Below are 17,530 nucleotides of genomic sequence, written 5' to 3'. Positions count from 1 at the left end.
TCTGCACCCTCTGACCTACATTCAACCCGCCGTTGGAAGGGGGGACGCATGACCCCGACATCCCGCAGGAAAGTGGTCGTCGCCCACTCGGTTCGACCCGGCGCGCCACAGCATGAAGTGCAGACCAACAAAGCCCTCGCGCGATGGCTGGCGCAGATCCTCGGCCTCAAGTTCGGCGGCAGTTACGACGCTGAAAAGCATCGTGGCAGGGATATATATCTGTTGCCGACCCAGACCCTCGTCGGCGCGGCGGCCCGCGAACTGGGCGTGAGCGGTCCGGATGATCTGTGGGGCGGTTTCGTCGAGCACGACTTCATCTGCACCAAAGCCATCAGCCACGGTTTGCGCAGCCATCAGGCCCACGCGCCGCAAGGCTGGTCGCCGTTGTTTTCCGAGCGGGTGCGCACCGTGGTGCTGGACGGGCTCAGCGTCTTTGCGCTGGAGGATGCGCGGCCTGCCGCTGAACATCTGTTGTACAGCGGACCGATCCGGATCAAGCCGATTCACGCCTGTGCCGGGCGCGGACAGGAAGTGATCAAGAGCCTGGATGCGTTCGACGAAATTCTCGCCCGACCCGAGGCCGGAGAACTGTTCAGCGATGGCGTGGTGCTGGAGCAGGATTTGAGTCAGGTGGTTACCCACAGCGTCGGTCAGTCGTTCATCGGCGGCAGGGTGCTGAGTTACTGCGGTGATCAATACTTGACCAAGGACGCCCACGGCGAAGAGGTGTACGGCGGCTCGAACCTGCTGGTGGTGCAGGGCGGTTACGAGGATCTGCTGGCGCTGGATCTGCCCGACGACGTGCGTCTGGCCATTCAGCAGGCGCAGGTGTTCGACCGGGCGGCGGACGAAGCCTATCCGCGTTTCTATGCCTCGCGGCGCAATTACGACATCGCCCAGGGCCTGGACAGCGAAGGTCGGCCGCGCAGTGGCGTACTCGAACAGTCCTGGCGCATGGGCGGCGCCAGCAGCGCTGAAGTGGCGGCGCTGCAAAGTTTCGTCAACGATCCCTCGATGCGCGCGATCCGCGTGTCGTCGGTGGAAACCTATTCCGATCAGGCCCTGCCGGCGGATGCCATCGAGGTGTATCGCGGGCCGGCCGAGAACAGCGACTTTCTCCTCAAATACGTAACGGTCAAATCCTATGACGGCTAGAAGCGAAAGCATTCAAATCGACATTGATGATGAACAGATGAGCGGGACATTCCTCAGTCCCAAATCGAAAGTCCCTGGCGTGTTGTTCGTGCATGGCTGGGGTGGCAGTCAGGAGCGGGATCTGGAACGGGCCAAAGGCATCGCCGGCCTGGGTTGTGTGTGCCTGACGTTCGACCTGCGCGGGCACACCGGCGGCACCGGCATTCCGCTGAGCCGGGTCACCCGTGAAGACAACCTGCGTGACTTGCTGGCGGCCTACGATCGGCTGCTCGCCCACCCGGCGCTGGATACTTCGGCCATCGCGGTGGTGGGCACCAGCTATGGCGGTTACCTCGCCTCGATTCTCACCTCGCTGCGTCCGGTGCGCTGGCTGGCGCTGCGGGTGCCGGCGCTGTACCGCGACGAACAATGGCACACGCCAAAACGCGATCTGGACAAGGCCGACCTGCGCGATTATCGCGGCACCCTGGTGCGCGCCGACAGCAACCGCGCCTTGCACGCCTGCTCGCAATTCACCGGGGACGTGCTGCTGGTGCAGTCGGAAACCGATGACTACGTGCCCCACGCGACGATCATGAGTTACCGCGCCGCGTGCCAGCAGACCCACTCGCTGACTCACCGCATCATCGACGGCGCCGACCATGCCCTGAGCGACCCGACCTCGCAGCAGGCCTACACCTCGATCCTCGTCGACTGGATCACCGAAATGGTGGTGGGCGAGCGGTTGAGCATCATTCAGTCCCGCTGATCAGATTTGGGTTTCTTCTCGATCCGCAATGCCTTGGCCTTGGCTTCCACCACCAGGTACATCAGCACGGTGATCAGCAGCGGCAGCAGGAAATAGATTGCCCGATAAGCCAGCAATCCTGCCACCAGACTGCCGCGCGAAGCCTCGTGTTGCAGCAGCGCCACGAACACCGCTTCCAGCACGCCGAGCCCAGCGGGAATGTGGGTGATGACCCCGGCAATCGCGCTGATCAACAGCACCCCGAGCACCAGCGGATAGTCGAGTTTGCTCGGTAGCAAGGTGAAAATCACCGCCGCCATCAGCGACCAGTTCAGCGCCCCGAGCAGCAATTGCAGGACCGCCATGCGCAGCGATGGCAGGTTGATTTCTACCCCGCGAATCGACCACTCGCGCCGCCGGGAAAACTGGCAGGCGACCAGATAGCCGACACTGACCAACAGCAGCAACACGCCAATGCCCTGCAACGCACCGCTGCTGATTTTCCAGCCCGGTGGCATCCGCACCAGCCCGCTGGCGAACACCACGCCGGCGATGGTCATGTAGCCGAACCAGTTGGTCGCCAGGCTCAGGCCGAGGATCTTGGCGATGTTGCTTTTGCTCACCCCGAGCCGCGAATACAACCGATAACGCATGGCGATCCCGCCGACCCACGCGCTCAAATTGAGGTTGAACGCATAGCTGATGACGCCCACCGGCAGGATCTGTTTCCACGTCAGGTCCTGACGAATGTAGGTGCGGCCAATCAGGTCGAAACTGGCATACACCAGAAAGCTCAGCAAGGTCAGGCTGGAGGCGATGATCAGCGTGCGCACCTTGAAGTCGGCGAGAGTTTGCAGCACCTCGGCCCATTCGATGCGGCTGGCGAACATCGTCAGCAGCACGATCAGCGCGAGGAAAAACAGCAGGGTCAGCGGGCGTTTCCAGCGGCTCCAGCGGGACTTGCCCGCCGGTGTCGGATGCACCGCCGCGTGGGCTTCGGAATGGCTCATGACGGATCGCTCCCGGCGGCGTGGGTGAAGGGTTTGAGCCGTGGCTTGTGCGCCGGCAGCCAGCCGGCCATCGCCGGGAAATGCCGCAGGAAGTGAAACACCAGAAAGCCCACGGTCATGTGCCAGATTCGCCCGCGCGGCGACTTCGCGGCGTCCATCGCCTTGCAGTGATTGTGGCTGAGATCTTCGAGGCGTTCGAACAGGTGGCGATTGAAGGCGCGGTCGCGGATCAGTACGTTGGCTTCCAGGTTCAGCGACAGGCTCAGCGGGTCAAGATTGCTCGAGCCGACGGTGCTCCATTCCTCGTCGACTAGCGCCACTTTGCCGTGCAGCGGCCGCTCGCAATATTCGTGAATCTGCACCCCGGCCTTGAGCAGGTAGTCGTAGGTCATGCGCGCGGCGAGTTTGGCCACCAGCATGTCCGGCTGGCCCTGCAGAATCAGCCGCACTTCGACCCCACGCCGGGCCGCATTGCGGATTTCGCGCAGCAGGCGATAGCCGGGAAAGAAGTAGGCGTTGGCGATCACCACCCGCCGTTGGGCGCGGCGCAGTACCTGCAAATAAACGTCTTCGATATCCGTGTGGTGCCGGTCGTTGTCGCGGAACACCAGACGCACCTGACCGTCGTGATCGTCGAACGCCATCTCGGCACGCCGTTGCCGGCGACGCTGCCACCAGAATCTCGCCCGTCCCGGTCGGCCGCTTTGCAGCAAAGCGAAATGATGGATGTCGGCCACCGCCGGGCCCTGAATCTCCACCGAATAATCCTGCTTCGCTTCAGGACCGAAATCGGCCAGGTGATCGCCGGAAAAATTGATCCCGCCGATGAACGCAATCAGTCCGTCGACCACCACGATCTTGCGATGCAACCGCCGGAACCAGTTGGTGCGAATCCCCAGATGCTTGGGGGCCGGATCGAAGATTTGCAGATGCACGCCGGCTTCACTCAGCGCGGCGAGATAGCCGGTGCTCAGTTCGCCACAACCGAAGCCGTCGAGGCTGACGGTGGTGCGCACGCCACGCCGGGCGGCATCGATCAGAATCTCCTGCAATTCCTTGCCGACCTTGTCTTCGAAGACGATGAAGGTCTCCAGCAGGATTTCGCTTTTCGCCGCGCGCATCGCTTCGAACACCCGGGGGAAATATTCCTCGCCGTTTTCCAGCAGCTCGATCCGGTTGTTGCCCTGCCAGCGATACTCGACATCGACGGTGCCCGGCTCGCGCACGGGCGGGGTGATGCTGACGGGCTCCACAGCAGATTTCTCCAACGGTGCACTGCTCATAGTTCAATCTCCACCGATAGCGGTGCGTGGTCGGAAAGGTGTGACCAGGGACGGTTCGCCAGCACTTTTGGCTGACTGGCCTTGAGGTTGCGCACGTAGATCCGGTCCAGGCGCAGCAATGGCAGACGTGCGGGAAAGCTGCGCGCCGACCGGCCGTGATGCGCCGCAAACACTTCACGCAGGCCACAGGGTTCAAGCAAGGCATCGGCGCGCTGGCGCCAGTCGTTGAAATCACCGGCGACGATCACCGGCGCGTCATCAGGCAGTTCGGCCAGGCGTTCTCGCAGCAGGCGCAGCTGATCGTTGCGATGACTTTCGCGCAGGCCCAGGTGGACGCAGATCGCGTGCACTTCACGGTCGTCTCCCGGCAGGCGCAGCACGCAGTGCAGCAGGCCACGGTTTTCGTGGCCGCTGATCGAAACGTCGAGGTTGTCATGGCGCACGATCTGGAATTTCGACAGCACCGCATTGCCGTGATCGCCGTCCGGGTACACCGCGTTGCGTCCGTAGGCGAACTGCGGCCAGAGGCTGTCGGCGAGAAACTCGTATTGCGGCATCGTCGGCCAGTTTTCGTAACGTTTGGGATGGTGCTCGTGGGTGCCGTGGACTTCCTGAAGAAACACCACATCGGCGGACACGCTGCGCACCGCTTCGCGCAATTCCGGCAGGATGAAGCGCCGGTTCAGCGCGGTGAAACCCTTGTGGGTGTTGACCGTCAGCACGGTGAAACGGCGCACCGTGGTGATGACTGTGGACTGCTCGTCGGTGAAGCCGAGCGGCTCGGGAATGCTCATGCCAGTACCCCTTCGTCGGCCGGTTCGCCGGGCACGGTTTCGAGGTTCTTATCCAGATCGAATCGCTGCAACAGGCTGCGGGCATCGAACGGCGCGCGGACCTTGATGTCGTTGTCGAAGTAACAGAAAACCTCGCGGGATTTACGGGCTCGAGGCTTCAGGCGCGGCGCGATCAAATGGGCGTCGCCCGGTTGCCGGCCATGGTGCCAGGCGTCGATCCGCTCGGCCCAGCGTTGCAGCGCTGCACGGGTATAGCCGCTGGCGTAAAGTTCTTCGGCACCGTGCAGGCGCAGGTAGACGAAATCGCTGGTGAGGTCTTCGCGGTACGGCCATTTTCCGGCGGTGTCGGCGATCACCAGCGCGGTGTTGTAGCGTTTGAGCAGGCGCACGAAGTCGGGGTCGATGAAGCTGTCGTTGCGGATTTCCACGGCATGGCGCAGCGGTTTTTTGCCGTACGCCTTCATGCTCGCGTGGCCGTGCAGGTGTGAATCGTGCTGGCGGGCGAGGGCGGCGGCAGCCTGGGTGTCGTGGGGCAACTGATCGAGAAAAGCTTCGAAACGCTCGGGGTCGAATGTGAAGTTGGGCGGGAACTGCCAGAGGATCGGGCCGAATTTTTCCTTCAATTCCAGCACCCCGGAGGCAAAGAAATTGGCCAGGGGTTTTTCGATATCGCGCAGGCGGCGGATGTGGGTGATGAAGCGGGGCGCCTTGATGCTGAACACGAAGTCATCCGGCGTCTCGGCGTACCACTGGGCGTAGCGTTCCGGCCGTTGCAGGGCGTAGAACGATCCGTTGATTTCGATGCTGTTGACCGCCCGTGAGGCGAACTGCAATTCGCGTTTCTGCGCCAGCCCCTTGGGGTAAAAGTCCCCGCGCCACGGGGCGTAACGCCAGCCTGAAATACCGATGTGAATCGTAGCCATGCCGCCTCCCGTCGAAAGTCCCCATACGGCCTCTGTCTGTGGATGACTGCGGGCGGTCGGGGAAAGTTTCGACGGGATTACGGACGGTCGGGCTGCCGGATCAGTGCCCAGTGACAATCCGGGCCGAGCCTTCGGCGGGTTCGGCGTACACCGGGCCCAGGCGATCGAGGCGACCGCTCCAGGCGGTCAGGGCCAGCGCCACCAGCACCACCAGGCCGCCAATCCATGCGGTATGGATCAGGCCGATGTGCGCGACGATCAAACCGCCACCCCACGCGCCGCCGGCAATCCCGAGGTTGAACGCGGCAATGTTCAGGCCCGAGGCCACGTCCACGGCGTGCGGTGTGTGATGTTCAGCCTGACGCACCACGTACACCTGCAAGCCCGGCACGTTGCCGAAGGCGACTGCGCCCCAGACCAGCACGGTGGCCAGCGCCAGCCATGGGTTTCCAGCGGTGAAGGTGAGCACGAACAGCACGGCGGCGAGCAGGGCGAAGATGATTTTCAGCGCGCTGATCGGCCCGCGTTTGTCCGCCAGTTTGCCGCCCCAGAGGTTGCCGACCGCCACCGACACGCCATACACCAGTAGCACAAGGCTGACGGTGCCGGCGCTGAAGCCGGAGATGTCTTGAAGGATCGGCGCCAGGAATGTGAAGGCGATGAACGAACCGCCGTAACCGATGGCCGTCATGGCGTACACCAGCAACAGGCGCGGTTGCTTGAGCACCTGCAATTGCTGCAACAGCGAGGCTGGTTTGCTGTGGGCGATGTTTTTCGGCACGTACAGCAAGCTGCCGATGAACGCGATCACGCCGAGTGCCGACACGGCGAGGAAGGTTTCACGCCAGCCGAAATGCTGACCGATGAACGTGCCCAGCGGCACGCCGGTGACCAGCGCCACGGTCAGGCCGGTGAACATGATCGCAATCGCACTGGCGGCTTTTTCCTTGGGCACCAGGCTGGTCGCGATGGTCGAGCCGATGGAGAAGAACACGCCATGGGCCAGACCCGTGACGATCCGCGCCAGCACCAGTGATTCATAACTTGGCGCCAGCCAGGCCAGCAGGTTGCCGAGGGTGAACAGCACCATCAGCGACAGCAGCAACAGTTTGCGCGGGACTTTGCCGGTGAGGGCGGTCAGCACCGGCGCACCGATGGCTACGCCGAGGGCATAGAGACTGACCAGCAGACCGGCGGACGGCAGGCTCACGCCGAGATCGGCGCCGATGGTAGGAAGCAGGCCAACGATGACGAACTCGGTCGTCCCGATGGCGAAAGCGCTGAGGGTCAGCGCGAGCAGGGCAATGGGCATCACGGCACTCCGGTGGGGGATTGAATGAAGCGCAGTGTCGGGGTTTGGTGGGGGTGAAAAAATACAGGGATGGGCATTTGATATTTGACCTGAGAGCAAAGATCAAAAGCCCGCCCTCACCCTAACCCTCTCCCCGAGGGAGAGGGGACTGATCGATGTGCCCTTTTAAGTTACGCCGACGTGATACACCGAGCCGTACTCAGGTTTCGACACAGCACAGACCGGCTCTCGGACTTGAGATCAAAACGAACCTTTCAGGTCGATGTAACTATTGAAAACAACTCAGTCGGCTCCCTCTCCCTCTGGGAGAGGGCTGGGGTGAGGGGGCTCTTGAACTTTGCCGGCCAAATGTCGATCAGTTCCATACAGGTTCAACCAAGGGAGCTCTGCGTTTTGACCAGGTTCAGGATCGCGATTCTATTGGGGGCATTGCTGTTGTTCGGCGGCAATGCAGTGCAAGCCGCCAGCTTGCCGGGCGTTCCGGCGGCCAGTGAAGAGCCGGCCAAACCGGAGCCGATCGTGCAGGGCGGGCTGCTCGGCGCCATCAGTTCCAGCATCGACGACGTGCAGGACAAACTCGATCTCAACGAGCATCTGGTCGACGCCTGGCGCCTGCGCGCCGACCGGGCGGCGGATGAAGTCGACAGGCTGGTCAACCAACCCTCGAACCGCTCGGGCTGGAGCGTGGCGGGGGATTTCCTGATGCTCTCCGGCGTGTGGCTGGGCACCTTTGCCGTGTTGACCGTGCTCGGCAGCGTGCTGGGCAAACGCCTGCGGGAAGGGCGCTGGCTGCGCACCCGCCAGCGCAGTCAGGACCTGCTCGGTTACCTGTTGCCCTACACGCTGCCCGCACTGATCTGTCTGCCGCTGACCCTGTACGTCAGCCATTTTCTGTCGGCCTCGGTCGGTCGCGCGCTGGCGCTGTGTTTTGCCTACGCCACCAGCAGCGGGATATTTTCCACGTCGATGCTGTTGTGTGTGGTGGTGATGTTCAACACCGGCCACAAGCGCCGCGCCGTGCAGATCATTCGCGACTACTGCCCGAAACCGCTGTTCCTGATCGGTTTTCTCGCCGCGTTGAGTGATGCCCTGACCAGCCCGCAGATCGCCCGCCAACTGGGCGGCAACATCACCAGCAGCATCGCGGTGTTCACCGGTCTGCTGGCGTCGATCATCTTCGGTCTGCTGGTGATTCGCCTGCGTCGGCCGGTGGCGCACCTGATCCGCAACCGTCCGCTGGCACAGCGCCTGAAACAACCGTCGCTGCAGGAATCGCTGCGGATTTTTTCCAGGCTCTGGTACTGGCCGATCGTGCTGATGGTGCTGGTCTCGGCGGTCAATCTGATCGGCATCGGCGAGGACAACCAGAAAGCCCTGCGCTGCGCGTTGCTCACCACGGTGCTGCTGATCGGCACGGTGTTTCTCAGCACTGTGCTGCAACACCTGTTCAAGTCGCGCAGGGCCGAGGCGATCCAGCGCAGCAGTGCCTACAAGGAACGTTTCCTCAGCCTGTTGCACGCCTTGCTGCGGATCGTCGTTGCGATTGCGTTCATCGATATCCTCGGGCGGATCTGGGGTGTGTCGCTGCTCGACTTCGCGCAAAGCAGCACGGTCGGTCGGGCGATCAGCAATGCCCTGAGCAGCATCGGCCTGATCTTCCTCGTGACGTGGCTGCTGTGGGTGGTGCTCGACACGGCGATCCAGGAAGCACTGAAACCACCGGTCAGCAAACGCTCGGCGCGCCAGCCCAGCACGCGGGTGAAAACCATCCTGCCGCTGCTGCGCAACGCGATCAAAATCATCCTCGTGGTGATCTGCGCGATCACTACCATGGCCAATCTTGGGATCAACGTCGCGCCGCTACTGGCCGGTGCCGGGGTGGTCGGCCTTGCCATCGGTTTCGGCTCGCAGCAACTGGTGCAGGACGTGATCACCGGGCTGTTCATCATCATCGAAGACACCCTGTCGATCGGTGACTGGGTGGTGCTCGATTCCGGGCATGCCGGCACGGTCGAGGGCCTGACCATTCGCACCCTGCGCCTGCGCGACGGCAAGGGCTTCGTACACTCGGTGCCGTTCGGTCAGATCAAGGCTGTGACCAACCAATCGCGGCAGTTTGCGTTCGCGTTTTTCTCGGTGCAGTTCACCTACGACACCGATGTCGACAAGGCTATCGAGCTGATCCGCGAAGCGGGCGATTCGATTCGCGAAGACCCGTTCCTGAAGTACAACCTGCAAGGGCCGCTGGATGTCTTTGGCGTAGACAAGATGGACCTCAACGGCGTGGTACTGACCGCGCAATTTCGCACGGTTTCCGGTGGGCAATATGCTGTGAGCCGCGCATTCAACCAGCGTCTGAAAAAGCTTGTGGATAACAGCCCGTGGGTGCATTTCGCGCAGACTTATCCACAGCAGGTTTTGCTGCCCAAGCGACAGGAAGAAGAGGTGGCGCCGGCGCATTCGTCGGTGGTGTTGCCGGAGCAGGCGCGCACTCAGTGACGGGTCAGCCTGTTGCGGATTTCGCTCATGGCGGCGGAGTCCAGCTCCACCCAGAATTGCGGCTTGCCCGCGACCTCGGCAGCGACCGGCAACCCATCGCGATACACCAGCCGATTGCTCGCCAGCGCCGGCACTTTCGCCCCCGGCAGCAAGGTGCCGGCGAGGTTCAGCGGGTCGACACCGCACACCGCGATCAGGCTGCCGTCATGGGGCCGACGGCGGACTTCGCGCAACAGCGGAATCGCCTCGGGCAGGGCGAATTGCTCGCCCGCCAGACCGCTGACAAACCGCCCGCCACGAATCTCGCCGCGCGCCTCCAGTCGATGGAACGTGCGCAGCAGTTCGCGCCAGCTCGGCAGCCAGTCGGCCTCACGTTCCAGCAGGCGCCAGAACACCACGCCATAGCGACGCAACAAGGTCATGGCGATGTGTTCGAGGGTTTCGGGCGACGCTGTTTGACGGTTTTCCACAACCGGCCCGCGACGCAATAACGCCCAGCGCCCGGCATCGTCCATGCCACCGACAAACGCCCCGCGTCCGCGTCGACTGCTGCGCTGCTGGCGCTTGCTCGCCGGGGTGATCAGCGCCCGCAATCCGGCAAAGCTGTCGGCATTCACCAGCCCGGCGCCGACCAGTTCCTGCAAGGCGATTTCCAGCTCGGTGCGCAGCAGGTGCGCTTCATGAATCAGCTCATCGAAAAACAGCGCGCCGTGCTGGCTCAGCGCGTCGAAAACCTTGCGGGTCTTGGGCGAGAGTTCGCTCACCGGCGTCTGCTCGGCCAGCGCACTCCACAAGCCGACCTGACTGCGCGGCAGCAACACGATCGGTGTGCTGCGCAACGCCGTGCCGCTGATGTTTTGCCGGGCGCTGAGGCGCGTCCACACCAGCTTTCCGCTGCGGCACAGATCGTCCAGCCAGCTCGGTGAATAGTCCTTGAGCCGCGCGGGAAGGAGGTCGCTGTCCCACGCCGAAGCGGCAGCCGGGTAGCCTTCGAACTGACCGACAATCGTCGGCAACACACCGCTGCCCTGACCACGGGTTGACGGGGACAAGTGCTGCCAGTCGAACAGAAACCGCATGAAATCCTGCAACGCCACCGGCTCGATTTCCCGGCGCAGACGCTTGACCGTGTAGCGGTGAATGCGCGCCAGCAGATGGCGTTCGCACCATTCTTCAACGGTCGATCCCGGCGTGAACTGGCCGCGCAGTACATAACCTTCACGCTCCAGATGAGCGAGGGCTTGATGAACAGCGGCCGGCATCAGGGCCAGCGGCTCGGCAATCGCCACCAGCGGTTGCGGACCGAATGCGCCGAGCCGCGCGCGGATCACTTCGATCAGTGCCTCATCGGCGGTCCATGCTTCGTCGAAACCGGGCAACGCGGCCAGTTCAGAATGCGCCTGTGGATAAAGCGCTTGCAGACAGGTCAGGCGTTCTCTCGCCAGCCACAGTGAGTGCTCGGGATCGATCTGCAATCGGCAGGCTCGCCCGGTTTCGGCCAAAGCATTCAGCCACTCGCGCCATTGCGGATTGGCCGCGACTTCGCGGTCGCTGATGCAGGCCAGGCTCATCAGCGCTTCGTGCATTTCATCGGCACTATTCGGCGTCGGCCACGCTTCTTCGCGCACGGCGTTGATCGCGTCAGCGTCCAGCGCGCCGAGGTCATCGGTGGATTGCGGATCGCTCCAGCGGCGGTTGAGCACGGCCTGGGTTCGACGCTCTTCCAGCGGTGCATCGTCGAGAAAGGTGTAGGGCCGGGCACTGAGGATTTCCGCCGCCAGCGGCGAGGGCGCCGGAAGGTCACGGGCGATCAGGCGCACTTCGCCGCGCTCCATGCGCCGCAGGAGTTCGAGCCAGCCTTCGCTGTCCATCGCCTCGTGCAGGCAGTCGTCGAGGGTCTGCTCCACCAGCGGATGCTCGGGAATTTCCCGTTCGCCGGCGAGGTTTTCCAGGCAGGCGATCTGATCGGGAAACACGCTGGCGATCAGGTCTTCGCTTTTCATCCGCTGCAATTGTGGCGCGACCTTGCGCCCGCCCGTGTAACGCGGCAGGGCCAGCGCCACCCCGGCATTCCAGCGCCAGCGCACGCCGAACAGCGGCGCATCCAGCACCGCTTGAATCAGGATGTGCTCGGCGCTGTTGCTGTGCAGGTAACGCCAGACCTCGTCAAGTTCGAAACTGTGACTGGTGGACAGCGACAGCACGATCGCGTCTTCGCTGGCGGCGGCCTGCAATTCAAAGTTGAAGGTGCGGCAGAAACGCTTGCGCAGGGCCAGGCCCCAGGCGCGGTTGATTCGACTGCCGAACGGCGAATGAATGATCAGCTGGGTGCCGCCGGACTCGTCGAAAAACCGCTCCATCAGCAGCGTGTCCCGGGACGGCAAGGCGCCGAGGGCGAGGCGGGCGCGGGCCAGGTAATCCACCAGTTGCTCGGCGCTGGCCAGGTTCAGGCCGAGGGTGTCGGTCAGCCAGTCGAGGGCCGGTTGCAGGTTGCCGGGGCTGGCGCTGAGCAGTTGATCGAGCTGCGCGTGCAGGCGCGCCACGGCCGCCGACAATTCGTCGCTGCGCCCCGGCGCCTCGCCGAGCCAGAACGGAATGGTCGGTGGCTGACCCTGGGCATCCTCGACCCGCACCTTGCCGGTTTCCACCCGCAGGATGCGATAGGAGGCGTTGCCGAGCTGGAACACGTCGCCGGCAATGCTTTCCACGGCGAAGTCTTCGTTGACGCTGCCGATGTTCAGGCCCTGAGGTTCGAGCAAAACGCTGTAGTCAGCGTTGTCGGGGATGGTGCCGCCGCTGGTGACGGCGGCCAGCCGTGCGCCGCGTCGTCCGCGCAGGGTTCGGCTGACGGCGTCGCGGTGCAGGTAGGCGCTGCGGATGCCCTGGCGGCCGTTGTAGCCCTCGGCGAGCATGCTCAGCAGCGCCTGATAATGTGTTTCGTCGAGGCGGGCGTAGGGCTCGGCCCGACGGAACAGCGCGAGCAAATCGTCCTCGGCCCATTCCTGGCAACTGACCTCGGCGATGATCTGCTGCGCCAGCACATCCAGCGGTGCTTCGGGGATGTGCAGCGTATCGAGTTCACCCCGGCGCACGCAGTCGAGCAGGGCGGCGCATTCGATCAGGTCGTCGCGAGTGGTGGCGAACAGGCGCCCCTTGGGTGTGCCGCCGACCTGGTGCCCGGAACGACCGACCCGTTGCAGAAAGCCGGCGATCGAACGCGGCGAGGCGATCTGACACACGAGGTCGACTTCGCCGATGTCGATCCCCAGTTCCAGCGACGCGGTGGCGATCAGCACTTGCAGCTCGCCACGCTTGAGTCGCTGCTCGGCGTCGAGGCGAAACTCTTTGGCCAGACTGCCGTGGTGCGCCGCCACCGCGTGTTTGCCGAGGCGTTCGCTCAGGTGCCGGCTCAGGCGTTCGGCCAGACGTCGGGTGTTGACGAAAATCAGCGTGGTGCGGTGTTCCCGGGCCAATGCGGCGAGGCGGTCATAGACCAGTTCCCAGACGTCATTGGCCATCACCGCCGACAACGGCACCGGCGGCACTTCGATGCCCAGATCCCGTGGGCGCGCGTGGCCGATGTCGATGATTTCGCAGGGGCGCCCATGGCCGACCAGAAACCGCGCGACCGCATCGATAGGTTTCTGCGTGGCCGACAAGCCGATGCGGGTCAGCGGTTCAGGACACAGCGCCTGCAAGCGTTCGAGGCTCAAGGCCAGGTGACTGCCGCGTTTGCCGGCGGCGATGGCGTGGATTTCATCGACGATTACCGTGCGCGTGGTGCCGAGCATTTTTCGGCCGGACTCGGAGCCGAGCAGCACGTAGAGCGATTCCGGGGTGGTCACCAGAATGTGCGGCGCGCTCTTGCGCATGGCGGCGCGGTCTTTCTGCGGGGTGTCGCCGGTGCGCACGGCGGTGGTGATTTCCAGCGCCGGCAGATCCATTTGGCGCAGATGGTCGGTAATCCCGGCCAGCGGGTTCTGCAGATTGATGCGGATGTCGTTGGACAGCGCCTTGAGCGGCGAAACGTAGACCACCAGGGTTTCGTCCGGCAGACCGTCCGGGGTTTCCAGGCCACGGTGGACCAGTTCGTCGAGCACCGCGAGGAACGCGGTGAGGGTCTTGCCGGAGCCGGTGGGCGCGGCGATCAGCGTCGAGCGGCGTTGGCGGATCAACGGCCATGCGCGGGCCTGGGCGGCCGTTACCGTCGGGAAGGTGCTGCTGAACCAGGCGCTGACGGCGGGGTGGAAGCCTGCCAGGGCCGCGTCCTTGGGGAGGGGCAGATTCATGCCTTCAGTTATGCGGGTGGGCGGGCGAAGTTGCAAGTACCGCTCGGGATCTACACTTTACGGGTGACGGTTGCGCACTAAACCCGCAAAATGCAACGATTCCGGCAATTATCGACGACGCTGCCACGAGCATCGTCGCCAAAGCCATCGTTCCAATCAGACTGGGCCTGCTGACTCTATGCGAATGCGCCTTATGTTACTGGGCGGCGGAAATGCCCTTGGGCAGGCGCTGATTCGCCTCGGTGCGGAGGAAGACATCGGTTTCCTCGCCCCCCGCCCGCCCGAAGACGGCTGGGATGCCGCGAGCCTGACCCAATTGCTCGACGACACCCGTCCCGATGCATTGATCAACCTTGCCTACTATTTCGACTGGTTCCAGGCCGAGGCCGTCAGCGAAAGCCGTCTGGCCGGACAGGAACGCGCGATCGAGCGTCTGGCCGAACTGTGCCAGCACCACAACATCGTGCTGGTGCAGCCGTCCAGTTATCGGGTGTTCGACGGTTCTCGTGCCACTGCCTACAGCGAAAAGGACGAGCCAGTGCCATTGGGCCTGCGCGGTCAGGCCCTGTGGCGGATCGAGCAGAGCGTACGCGCCACCTGTCCGCAACACGTGCTGCTGCGTTTCGGCTGGCTGCTCGACGACAGCCCGGAGGGGATCCTCGGGCGCTTCCTGGCCCGTGCCGAACAGCCGGAAGAACTGCTGCTGGCCGATGACCGCCGTGGCAATCCGACACCGGTCGACGATGCGGCGCGGGTGATCATTTCGGTGCTCAAGCAACTCGATTGCGCCGCGCCGCTGTGGGGCACTTACCACTACGCCGGCCACGAGGCGACCACGCCGCTGGCGCTGGGCCAGGCGATTCTCTCCGAGGCGCGCAGTCTGCACCCGCTGGCCATCGAAGCGCCGATCGCCCAGGCCCACGCCGCGCGGCCGGATGCCGCTGAAGAACCGCAACACGCGGTACTCGCCTGCAAGAAAATTCTGCACACCTTCGGGATCAAGCCGCGCGCCTGGCGTGCCGCGCTCCCGGGCTTACTGGATAGGTTTTATCGTCATGGCTGAAGGCCCTGTTCTCATCACCGGCGGCGCCGGTTTCATCGGCTCGCACCTGACTGACGCGTTGCTCGCCAACGGCCATTCGGTGCGGATCCTCGATGATCTGTCGACCGGCAAGCGCAGCAATCTGCCGCTGGATAATCCCAGGGTCGAACTGATCGTTGGCGATGTGGCCGACGCCGATTTGGTCGCACAGGCAATTCAGGGTTGCAGCGCGGTCGCCCATCTGGCCGCCGTAGCGTCGGTGCAGGCGTCGGTGGATGATCCGGTGAAAACCCACCAGAGCAATTTCATCGGCACGCTGAACGTCTGCGAAGCCATGCGCGAGGCTGGCGTGAAACGTGTGCTGTACGCATCCAGTGCGGCGGTCTACGGCAACAATGGCGAAGGCGAGTCGATTGACGAAGACACGCCCAAGGCGCCGTTGACGCCTTACGCGTCGGACAAACTGGCCGGCGAGCAGTACTTCGATTTCTACCGTCGCCAGCACGGTCTGGAACCGGCGATCTTCCGCTTCTTCAACATCTTCGGCCCGCGTCAGGATCCGTCCTCGCCGTACTCCGGGGTGATCAGCATTTTCAGCGAACGCGCGCAGAAAGGCCTGCCGATCACTGTGTTCGGCGATGGCGAGCAGACCCGGGATTTCATGTACGTCGAAGATCTGGTCGACGTCCTGGTGCAGGCGATCGAAAAGCCGCGAGTGGACGTCGGTGCGGTGAACGTCGGCTGGAATCAGGCGACCAATCTCAAGCAGATGCTGGCCGCGCTCGAAGCGGTGGTCGGCGAGTTGCCGCCCGTCAGCTACGGCCCGGCGCGCTCCGGTGACATCCGTCATTCGCGGGCGAACAACCGCCGGTTGCTTGAGCGATTCAAGTGCCCGACGCCAACGCCGATGAACGTCGGCCTGGCCCGTCTGCTCGGCCGCTGAGCTTCTTGCGGACATGAAAAAGGCGCCTTTTGACAGGCGCCTTTTTCACGGCCGGAATTCGGCTTTCAAACCGGTTTCCTGTAGCGAGGGAGCTTGCTCCCCGGTCGATGGCGTAACATCGCCGCCAGTTCTGAGCTGCCCGCCACCAAGCCTCATTCACCACCACGTGAACGTTCTTTAGAACTTGTAGCCTAGACCAACCATGTAGATGAAGGGATCAACGTCCACATTCACCCGTGCACGGGTGCCCGGGGCCACGGCGTTGTTTTCGACGGTGGCGCGGGTATCGATGTCGATGTAGCGCACCTGGGCGTTGAGCATGATGTTGTCGGTCAGCATGTAGTCAGCGCCGACCTGCCAGGCCAGGCCCCAGGAGTTTTTCGCCTTGAAGTTGCTGAAACCGTTGGACTGGGCTTCGCTGCCGACGTGCTCGTCGTAGATCCAGGTGTAGTTGATGCCGCCGCCGATGTACGGCTGGAACGGCGACTTCGCGTCCAGCGGGTAGTAGACGACGCTCAGGGTCGGCGGCAGGTGTTTCAGGGTGCCGAGCTTGCCGTTGGCGGCTGGCAGGGCAGTGCCCTTGAGCTTCACGTCATGTTCGAACGGGGACGCGGCCAACAGCTCGATACCGATGTTGTTGGTCAGCATGTAGGCGAAGTTCAGACCCAGTTGGGTGTCGCTGCTCATGGTCGCCTTGCCGCCCAGGTTGGTGCCGCTCAACGGACCCTGATCGACCTTGACGCTGGAGCTGTCGGCCTTCGGGTTGACGGTGATCGCACCGGCACGAACGATGATGTCGCCGGCTTCGTGGGCGTGGGCGAGCGGGGCTGCGAGCGCGAGGGCAAACAGCGAGGCGCTGAGCAAGGACTTGTTCATGGAAGCTCCCAAAGGACGTTAAAAATGTTTGATGTCCTATGGTACGAATCCGTCTGATACGGTCTTTTGACTCAGCTCAATGAAACAGTGATGGGCGGTTTTTTTGTGGAACCTTTGCTCGCAAAGCCAGTGGAGAGGGCTATAACTGACTGCCGGACTTACTCCGGCAGCTCGTACACATAAATCTTGTCCGCTTCCATCTGATACCCGGCATCGGCCAGTTCGCTGGTGGACTGCTTGACCTGCAACGGCCCCTCGACCCAGTACGGCTGATACAGCTCGTCGAGCTTCACGCCGAGTTCGCTTTTTACGTGCACGATCTGGTTCGACGGTGGCGGCGGCACGTGGATGCAGGCGCCGAAGTACGGCACCAGCAGGAAGTCCGTGGTGCGACCTTCCTCGCTGACTTCCAGCGGCACGATGTAGCCCGGCAGGCGGATATTCTGGCCATCGAGGCTTTGCACCACGGGGGCGTTGGGCATGTCCTGCTTGGCCGCTGGCGCGGACTCGGCAGACAGTGCATCGCTCATCTTCGAGAGGTCGTGCAGCGGCGTCATGTTCGGCACTTCCGGCGCCGCGTCCGGCGGGATCATCTCCGACCAGGTCAGGTCTTTCGGCGCCGCCGCCCACACGGGCAGGGCGACCAGCAACAGCAGCGCAAGCACGGCGCGGGGCAT

At 63.4% G+C, this 17,530-nt stretch carries 13 protein-coding genes; 5 read left to right on the top strand and 8 right to left on the bottom strand.

The annotated features are described in order from the left end of the window. Positions 1–48 precede the first annotated feature (48 nt). Positions 49–1,155 (top strand): DUF3182 family protein, encoded by a 1,107-nt coding sequence (locus GQX66_RS05390; RefSeq protein WP_240867355.1) that lies wholly within the window; start codon positions 49–51, stop codon positions 1,153–1,155. Beyond that, complete coding sequence (locus tag GQX66_RS05385; protein ID WP_007955615.1) at positions 1,145–1,903, top strand: alpha/beta fold hydrolase; 759 nt, start codon at positions 1,145–1,147, stop codon at positions 1,901–1,903. The genes GQX66_RS05390 and GQX66_RS05385 overlap by 11 nt, the downstream gene beginning before the upstream one ends. Here GQX66_RS05385 and GQX66_RS05380 read toward each other — a convergent pair. From GQX66_RS05380 to GQX66_RS05360, 5 genes are all read right to left on the bottom strand, one after another. Next, positions 1,891–2,892, bottom strand: a complete 1,002-nt coding sequence (locus GQX66_RS05380; protein ID WP_085609125.1) for a lysylphosphatidylglycerol synthase domain-containing protein — start codon at positions 2,890–2,892, stop codon at positions 1,891–1,893. The two genes, GQX66_RS05385 and GQX66_RS05380, sit on opposite strands and share 13 nt — an antisense overlap. Next, positions 2,889–4,175: a cardiolipin synthase ClsB gene (gene clsB / locus GQX66_RS05375; RefSeq protein ID WP_240867352.1), complete on the bottom strand. Its 1,287-nt coding sequence runs from the start codon at positions 4,173–4,175 to the stop codon at positions 2,889–2,891. Before clsB ends, GQX66_RS05380 begins: the two co-directional genes overlap by 4 nt. Next, a complete protein-coding gene (locus tag GQX66_RS05370) occupies positions 4,172–4,969 on the bottom strand; it encodes an endonuclease/exonuclease/phosphatase family protein (protein WP_240867342.1) in 798 nt (265 codons plus the stop codon). Before GQX66_RS05370 ends, clsB begins: the two co-directional genes overlap by 4 nt. Beyond that, positions 4,966–5,892, bottom strand: a complete 927-nt coding sequence (locus GQX66_RS05365) for a DUF72 domain-containing protein (protein ID WP_240867338.1) — start codon at positions 5,890–5,892, stop codon at positions 4,966–4,968. The genes GQX66_RS05370 and GQX66_RS05365 overlap by 4 nt, the downstream gene beginning before the upstream one ends. 100 nt (positions 5,893–5,992) lie before the next feature. Beyond that, entirely contained in the window at positions 5,993–7,204 is a 1,212-nt protein-coding gene (locus tag GQX66_RS05360) for an MFS transporter (protein WP_240867334.1), read from the bottom strand. A 393-nt stretch (positions 7,205–7,597) separates the two neighbouring features. Between GQX66_RS05360 and GQX66_RS05355 the strand changes: the two genes are divergently transcribed. Beyond that, entirely contained in the window at positions 7,598–9,703 is a 2,106-nt protein-coding gene (locus tag GQX66_RS05355) for a mechanosensitive ion channel family protein (RefSeq protein ID WP_240867332.1), read from the top strand. On the opposite strand, the gene GQX66_RS05350 is transcribed toward GQX66_RS05355, so the two are convergent. After that, complete coding sequence (locus GQX66_RS05350; protein ID WP_240867329.1) at positions 9,697–13,992, bottom strand: DEAD/DEAH box helicase; 4,296 nt, start codon at positions 13,990–13,992, stop codon at positions 9,697–9,699. The genes GQX66_RS05355 and GQX66_RS05350 overlap by 7 nt on opposite strands. 178 nt (positions 13,993–14,170) lie before the next feature. Here GQX66_RS05350 and GQX66_RS05345 point away from each other — a divergent pair, with 178 nt between their 5' ends. Then, the gene (locus tag GQX66_RS05345; protein ID WP_240867321.1) at positions 14,171–15,055 is read left to right on the top strand and encodes a sugar nucleotide-binding protein; all 885 of its coding nucleotides are present in this window, start codon (positions 14,171–14,173) and stop codon (positions 15,053–15,055) included. After that, on the top strand, positions 15,048–15,977 hold the full coding sequence (locus tag GQX66_RS05340) for an NAD-dependent epimerase/dehydratase family protein (RefSeq protein WP_240867317.1): 930 nt from the start codon (positions 15,048–15,050) through the stop codon (positions 15,975–15,977). The genes GQX66_RS05345 and GQX66_RS05340 overlap by 8 nt, the downstream gene beginning before the upstream one ends. Positions 15,978–16,154: 177 nt before the next feature. Here the strand turns inward: GQX66_RS05340 and GQX66_RS05335 are convergent, their stop codons facing one another. Both GQX66_RS05335 and GQX66_RS05330 read right to left on the bottom strand, forming a co-directional pair. Beyond that, a complete protein-coding gene (locus GQX66_RS05335; protein WP_074691639.1) occupies positions 16,155–16,853 on the bottom strand; it encodes an OmpW family outer membrane protein in 699 nt (232 codons plus the stop codon). Positions 16,854–17,011: 158 nt separating this feature from the next. Continuing rightward, positions 17,012–17,530, bottom strand: a complete 519-nt coding sequence (locus GQX66_RS05330) for a DUF3299 domain-containing protein (RefSeq protein ID WP_064384123.1) — start codon at positions 17,528–17,530, stop codon at positions 17,012–17,014.

Source organism: Pseudomonas sp. B707, from assembly GCF_022496685.1.
GTDB classification, from domain to species: domain Bacteria; phylum Pseudomonadota; class Gammaproteobacteria; order Pseudomonadales; family Pseudomonadaceae; genus Aquipseudomonas; species Aquipseudomonas paraglycinae.
Note: the sequence above shows the minus strand (reverse complement) of the source record. Positions and strands in the feature narration are given on the sequence as shown.

What these genes read in the sequence shown, in the direction of transcription:
- GQX66_RS05390 (WP_240867355.1), top strand. Translation starts at nt 49, where the DNA reads ATGACCCCGACATCCCGCAGGAAAGTGGTCGTCGCCCACTCGGTTCGA.
- GQX66_RS05385 (WP_007955615.1), top strand. Translation starts at nt 1,145, where the DNA reads ATGACGGCTAGAAGCGAAAGCATTCAAATCGACATTGATGATGAACAG.
- GQX66_RS05380 (WP_085609125.1), bottom strand. Translation starts at nt 2,892, where the DNA reads ATGAGCCATTCCGAAGCCCACGCGGCGGTGCATCCGACACCGGCGGGC.
- clsB (WP_240867352.1), bottom strand. Translation starts at nt 4,175, where the DNA reads ATGAGCAGTGCACCGTTGGAGAAATCTGCTGTGGAGCCCGTCAGCATC.
- GQX66_RS05370 (WP_240867342.1), bottom strand. Translation starts at nt 4,969, where the DNA reads ATGAGCATTCCCGAGCCGCTCGGCTTCACCGACGAGCAGTCCACAGTC.
- GQX66_RS05365 (WP_240867338.1), bottom strand. Translation starts at nt 5,892, where the DNA reads ATGGCTACGATTCACATCGGTATTTCAGGCTGGCGTTACGCCCCGTGG.
- GQX66_RS05360 (WP_240867334.1), bottom strand. Translation starts at nt 7,204, where the DNA reads ATGCCCATTGCCCTGCTCGCGCTGACCCTCAGCGCTTTCGCCATCGGG.
- GQX66_RS05350 (WP_240867329.1), bottom strand. Translation starts at nt 13,992, where the DNA reads ATGAATCTGCCCCTCCCCAAGGACGCGGCCCTGGCAGGCTTCCACCCC.
- GQX66_RS05345 (WP_240867321.1), top strand. Translation starts at nt 14,171, where the DNA reads ATGCGAATGCGCCTTATGTTACTGGGCGGCGGAAATGCCCTTGGGCAG.
- GQX66_RS05340 (WP_240867317.1), top strand. Translation starts at nt 15,048, where the DNA reads ATGGCTGAAGGCCCTGTTCTCATCACCGGCGGCGCCGGTTTCATCGGC.
- GQX66_RS05335 (WP_074691639.1), bottom strand. Translation starts at nt 16,853, where the DNA reads ATGAACAAGTCCTTGCTCAGCGCCTCGCTGTTTGCCCTCGCGCTCGCA.
- GQX66_RS05330 (WP_064384123.1), bottom strand. Translation starts at nt 17,530, where the DNA reads ATGCCCCGCGCCGTGCTTGCGCTGCTGTTGCTGGTCGCCCTGCCCGTG.